Below are 5,573 nucleotides of genomic sequence, written 5' to 3'. Positions count from 1 at the left end.
TATCAGTGTGCCACTACAAGATGCCGTTTGAGCTCTGCCTCATCCGAGCGATGCTCAATCCCCACGCGGTCAGGGATGGCGCTGCGCTGGGGTTCCCCGGCGTCATACCGATAGCGTTTTCCCCAGTGAGGCAGCTGAAGATAAAGTCCACCACCTGCCAGTCTATCCCTGCGGATATAGCGGTAGAGGGTATTTTTGCTGACAGTAATATCAAAAAGCTTCTGCAGTCTTCCGCTGATAACCCCAAGCGAAGTGTGCAGTGCGAGCTCCGTCAAATGTTCTCCCTTCATGCAACAGAATCTCCGATAGGGTCAATACGGCTATTTTATCCGTAACTGATCGGTGGATCACTTTGTTGCATTTCGTTTGGAAATTGGCGTAGGGCAATGCAATGCAGGGGCTGACCCTCTGTTCCGGTCAGCCTTCTCTCATTTACAGTACCGCGACAATCGCCTCACACAGCGGCACCATATTGTCGGGGGTCATGCCTGCAACGTTAACGCGCCCGGAGTTCACCGCATACACGCCAAACTCATCGCGCAGGCGCACCACCTGATCTTTGGTCAGGCCGCTGAACGAGAACATACCGTTCTGGTCGATGATAAAGCTAAAGTCACCTTTCGCCCCTTTCTCCTGCAGCGTGTTGACGAACAGCCGACGCATACGCTGAATGCGCTCGCGCATTGCGGTCAGCTCCTGCTTCCACAGCACGCGCAGAGCGCTGTTGCTGAGGATAGTCGCAACCACAGCCGCACCGTGTGCCGGTGGGTTAGAGTAGTTGGCGCGGATAGTGGCTTTCACCTGACTGAAGGCGGTATCTACCACGCCAGCATCAGCGGCTACCAGCGTGAATGTACCCACGCGTTCGTTATACAGGCCGAAGTTTTTCGAGTAAGAGCTGCAAACGATCAGTTCTTGGTGGGTGGCAGCAAAGGAGCGCAGGCCTTCAGCATCCTCTTCCAGACCGCGAGCGAAGCCCTGATAGGCGAAGTCAAACAGCGGCAGCCAGCCTTTCGCCAGCGACAGCTCAGCTAGCTGTGACCACTGTTCAGCCGTTGGGTCAATCCCGGTGGGGTTGTGGCAGCAGCCGTGGAACAGCACCTCGTCACCGGCTCCAGCGGCATTCAGGCTGTTTAACATGCCATCGAAATCCAGCGAGTGATTCGCCGCATCGTAGTAATTGTATTCACACACTTCCAGACCGGCGGCTTCGAACACATTTTTGTGGTTCGGCCAGCTTGGATTACTCACCCAGATGCGTTTGGCAGGCGTCTGGGTGGCGATAAAGTCCGCCGCCACGCGCAGGGCACCAGTACCACCAGGGGTCTGTGCAGTGCGGGCACGTTGATGGCTAATCAGGGTGCTGTCGGCACCTAACAGCAGTTCCTGGGTGCAGCGGCCAAAATCAGCAATACCATCAATGCTCAGATAGTCTTTGGTGGTTTCGTGTTCCAGCAGATACTGCTCAGCTTTCTTCACGCTGGTCAGTACCGGCGTGTTGCCGGTTTCATCTTTATACACGCCAATACCGAGGTTGATTTTATTCTGGCGATCATCGGCACGGAACAGATCGGCTAAACCAAGAATAGGGTCGGCGGGTGCAGCTGCAATACGTTCAAACATAGTCGAAGTCCGTTAGCTTAATCTAAAGCGAAATGATGACTCAGGTTACCGTCAGAATGGGTAAATTGCCAACCGTTTGCGTGAAAAATGCAGCATAAAGAGGGGTGAGAAGGGAAGAAAACAAAAACGAGGCCGAAGCCCCGTTTGATACTCTGTTAACCGAGACCGGAGCCGCGGTTAATTAGAACTGGTACTGTAGGCCAACACCAACAACATCGTCAGTCGCTACGCCCTGAGAATGGGGGTAGTTGTTGTCGTCCAGCAGGTTGATTTTGTAGTCTACATAGGTAGACATGTTTTTGTTGAAGTAGTAGTAAGTACCAACTTCGATGTATTTAACCAAGTCTGCATCGCCACCGTTGAAGGTACCGACTGCATCCAGCTGCTTGCCTTTAGACTGCAGGTAAGCGATGGATGGGCGCAGGCCGAAGTCGAACTGGTACTGTGCAACCACTTCGAAGTTCTGAGTTTTGTTAGCAATCCGACGCACAGTGTTGCCGTATGCAGTCGTGTTGCGTGCTTCGCCGTAGAATGCTGCCAAATATACGTTGTTAGCATCATACTTGAGGCCGGTGCCCCACTGGTCAGTTTTATCGCCTTTACCGTCAGCAGCCTGCAGGTTAGTACGGTCAGAAGAGGCATATGCACCTACTACGTTCACGCCCATACCGGTGTCGTAAGCTACAGAAGCCCCCCAACCGTCGCCGTTGTCGTGCAGCACATCACGGCCTTTGTTTTTGCCTTGGTACTGTATAGCGAAGCTCAGATCTTCAACCAGACCGAAGAAGTTGTTGTTACGGTAGGTAACCAAACCATTTGAACGACCAACCATGAAATTGTCGTTTCCTTGGTTCATGGTGTCATTGCCGAAGATTGGTAGCTGGTCGGTGTAAGAGATTACGTCGTAGATAACGCCGTAGTTACGACCATAGTCGAATGAGCCTGCATCACCGAATTTCAGACCGGCGAAGCCCAGACGAGTTTCAGAACCCGAAGTACCCTGAGATTCAGCAACGTTCGCCTGAAGGTTGTATTCCCACTGACCGTAACCAGTGATTTGATCGTTGATCTGGGTTTCACCTTTGAAACCAAAACGAACATAAGTCTGGTCGCCGTCAGAACCAACGTTGTCAGAGAAGTTGTGGCGCGTATCAACTTTACCGTACAGGTCCAGCTTGTTGCCATCTTTGTTATAGATTTCTGCAGCGTTCGCGGTACCAGCAGCCAACAGAGCTGGGATCACTACTGAAAGAATGTTGCGCTTCATCATTTTTTATTACCCTCATTGGAGTTATTTAGACACCTGCCACTGCCGTCAATAATTATTTGCAGAACTACGATGAGAGTTTGGTGTCTTCCTGTGTCTGCACGCACCTTTCCATTCACAGCCTTGTTAATCTAGCACCAAAATACTACCAATGTCTTATTTTTGTTACAAATAGAAAATATACATGACAAAATATAAAAAATAACGGCTCTTTGTGAGGGAACTCTAAATTTATAAAAATAAAAAACCAGCGAGGCTGGCCTTAGTATATACATGAATTTTTATATTTAATGTAGAAATCAGAAGGTCGCGTTGCGCGGGGTACGCGGGAAGGCGATAACATCTCTTACATTTTGTATGCCGGTGACATAGGCGATTAATCGTTCGAAACCTAAACCAAAACCTGAATGTGGCACGGTGCCGTAGCGACGCAGGTCACGATACCACCAGTAATCTTCTTTATTCAGACTCATCTTGGCGAGGCGAGCATCCAGCACATCCAGACGCTCTTCACGCTGGGAACCGCCGATGATTTCACCGATACCCGGGGCAAGAACATCCATCGCGGCAACGGTTTTGCCGTCGTCGTTCAGACGCATATAGAAAGCTTTAATATCCTTCGGGTAGTTCTTCACTACCACCGGTGCCTTAAAGTGTTTCTCGGCCAAGTAGCGTTCGTGTTCGGAAGATAGGTCAATACCCCAAGAAACGGCATTTTCGAAGGTCTGGCCGGATGCTAGCAGGATCTCAACGGCCTCGGTGTAATCTACCTGAGCAAAATCAGTAGTCACAAATTTTTTCAGGCGCGAAATCGCTTTTTTGTCTACGCGCTCAGCGAAGAAAACCATATCGTCGGCGCGCTCTTCCAGTACCGTTTTGAAGACATACTTCAGCATCGCTTCCGCCAGCGCGGCGTTGTCTTCCAGATTGGCAAACGCCATTTCCGGTTCCAGCATCCAGAATTCTGCTAGGTGGCGGCTGGTCTTGGAGTTTTCTGCACGGAAGGTTGGACCGAATGTGTAGATCTTAGAAATCGCGCTGGCATAAGTTTCGCCGTTCAGCTGGCCGGAGACGGTCAGGAACGCTTCTTTACCAAAGAAGTCTTTGTCGTAATTGACTTTGCCTTGCGGTGTGCGCGGCAGGTTTTCCATATCCAGCGTGGAAACGCGGAACATTTCACCGGCACCTTCGGTATCGGAAGCGGTAATCAGCGGGGTAGAAACCCAGAAGAAACCCTGCTCATCGAAGAAGCGATGTAATGCCTGGGCCAGCGTATGACGCACGCGGGCGACGGCACCAATCAGGTTGGTACGCGGGCGCAGGTGAGCAACCTCACGCAGATATTCAATGCTGTGGCATTTTGCCGCCATCGGATAGGTATTAGGGTCATCAACCCAGCCAACCACTTCGACCGCCGTGGCCTGAATTTCAAAACTCTGGCCTTCACCTAGGGATTCCACCACTTTGCCGGTAATCACAACCGAGCAGCCGGTGGTCAGGCGCAATACTTCATCCTGATAATTATTTAGAGAATTATTGACCACAGCCTGAACGGCATTAAAGCAGGAACCGTCGTAAACGGCAATAAAGGAAATACCGGCTTTTGAATCTCTTCGTGTACGTACCCAGCCACGTACGGTGACTCCGCTGTCAACCGCGACCCGGCCGTGCAGTACATCCGCTACAGGCACAACACTCATATAAGTCTCTCACTATTAATCTGAATAACCCCAAAATTAGGGTCTTGCTATGTTACTTGCCAGACGATGAGAAACAAGAGAAATTCCCGGAAGCTTGATCTTGAGCCGTCATCTCCAGACAACTTTTGTATCTTAAGTTAACGATGCCCGCTGCCGCCGGTATTCCCTCGGAGAGTGATACCCCAGCGCGCTGTGCGGGTAGTTTTCATTAATAATGTGTGAACGTTGCTGCAAGGTTTCGCAGTGCTGTTCTCACCTCCGGTTTTGGCATGAACGCGATATAGTCTTCCTTCATCGTTTTCACGAATGGCTCTCAACTTCCATCGTCTTTTTGCTCAGAAGGCGCTGGAGCTCTCGAACCTGCTTCAGCGCTGCTGTGAGTTCAGAGGCTGGCACAACTTCTTCTCTGGCAGCAATGGCGGTGAGGCTGCCTTCCTGATATTGCTTCTTCCACTTGAACAGCAGGCTGGGCTGAATACCGTGCAGGCGAGCAACATGGGAAATATTCATGCCCGGCTTCATCGTCTGCTGGATAATGGCGATCTTCTCCTGAGAAGTCTTACGCTTACGGACTTCTTGCCCTAAAAGGATCCCGGTTATCTCAAAATTGGCGTTAGTGTTAAACATATATTGAACGTAGCGCCCTTACAGGGCGAACGTCACGGCTTCGCCGTTCCGGTGCTTTGCATGACTGGAGCTCCGCTTTATACTCAGCTCCATGTATATCCCGCGTCCCGCCAAACTCCTTTTCACCATCGATGACGGCTGGAACCGCTATCTCGAAAAACATGGCGACAGCGTCAGCCAGTGGACCCCACTCGCCGTTGAGCGCATGCGCGCCTGCGGCACCTGCGCTATGGGTGTGCGCCGCTACTGCTGCGGGTCGAGTCCGTCAAGGTGGTGTAAATTCAGATCCAGCCTTCCGGTCCGGTAATATGTCTGTTAAGCGCTGAGTGGCAGCGCCTCGATCACATCGTTTTCAG

Annotated in this window: 4 protein-coding genes and 3 pseudogenes; 1 reads left to right on the top strand and 6 read right to left on the bottom strand. The window is 51.3% G+C overall.

Annotated features, from left to right (window positions below; translation table 11 throughout):
* Positions 1 to 2: 2 nt before the first annotated feature.
* The 6 genes and pseudogenes from BBW68_RS18330 to BBW68_RS19625 form a co-directional block, all read right to left on the bottom strand.
* The gene (locus BBW68_RS18330) at positions 3 to 275 is read right to left on the bottom strand and encodes a hypothetical protein (protein WP_148127571.1); all 273 of its coding nucleotides are present in this window, start codon (positions 273 to 275) and stop codon (positions 3 to 5) included.
* 157 nt (positions 276 to 432) lie between these two features.
* Positions 433 to 1,623 (bottom strand): amino acid aminotransferase, encoded by a 1,191-nt coding sequence (locus BBW68_RS06455; protein WP_070134490.1) that lies wholly within the window; start codon positions 1,621 to 1,623, stop codon positions 433 to 435.
* A 181-nt stretch (positions 1,624 to 1,804) separates the two neighbouring features.
* Positions 1,805 to 2,893, bottom strand: coding sequence for a porin OmpC (gene ompC, locus BBW68_RS06450; RefSeq protein ID WP_070134489.1), 1,089 nt, complete (start codon positions 2,891 to 2,893; stop codon positions 1,805 to 1,807).
* 296 nt (positions 2,894 to 3,189) lie between these two features.
* On the bottom strand, positions 3,190 to 4,590 hold the full coding sequence (gene asnS / locus BBW68_RS06445) for an asparagine--tRNA ligase (RefSeq protein ID WP_070134488.1): 1,401 nt from the start codon (positions 4,588 to 4,590) through the stop codon (positions 3,190 to 3,192).
* 132 nt (positions 4,591 to 4,722) lie between these two features.
* A pseudogene (locus BBW68_RS20585) lies at positions 4,723 to 4,903 on the bottom strand (integrase core domain-containing protein); the annotation flags it as partial.
* Positions 4,903 to 5,190, bottom strand: a pseudogene (locus BBW68_RS19625) (transposase); the annotation flags it as partial. The pseudogenes BBW68_RS20585 and BBW68_RS19625, both read right to left, overlap by 1 nt.
* A 118-nt stretch (positions 5,191 to 5,308) precedes the next feature.
* Here BBW68_RS19625 and BBW68_RS16080 point away from each other — a divergent pair.
* Positions 5,309 to 5,476, top strand: a pseudogene (locus BBW68_RS16080) (IS91 family transposase); the annotation flags it as partial.
* Positions 5,477 to 5,573 lie beyond the last annotated feature (97 nt).

The organism is Candidatus Erwinia dacicola (assembly GCF_001756855.1).
In the GTDB taxonomy this organism is placed as follows: domain Bacteria; phylum Pseudomonadota; class Gammaproteobacteria; order Enterobacterales; family Enterobacteriaceae; genus Erwinia; species Erwinia dacicola.
The sequence above is the reverse complement of the archived record's forward strand: the minus strand, read 5'-3'. Positions and strand labels throughout refer to the sequence as shown.

Excerpts from the sequence above, each read along its gene's own strand:
- ompC (WP_070134489.1), bottom strand. The coding sequence starts at position 2,893 with ATGATGAAGCGCAACATTCTTTCAGTAGTGATCCCAGCTCTGTTGGCT.
- BBW68_RS06455 (WP_070134490.1), bottom strand. The coding sequence starts at position 1,623 with ATGTTTGAACGTATTGCAGCTGCACCCGCCGACCCTATTCTTGGTTTA.
- asnS (WP_070134488.1), bottom strand. The coding sequence starts at position 4,590 with ATGAGTGTTGTGCCTGTAGCGGATGTACTGCACGGCCGGGTCGCGGTT.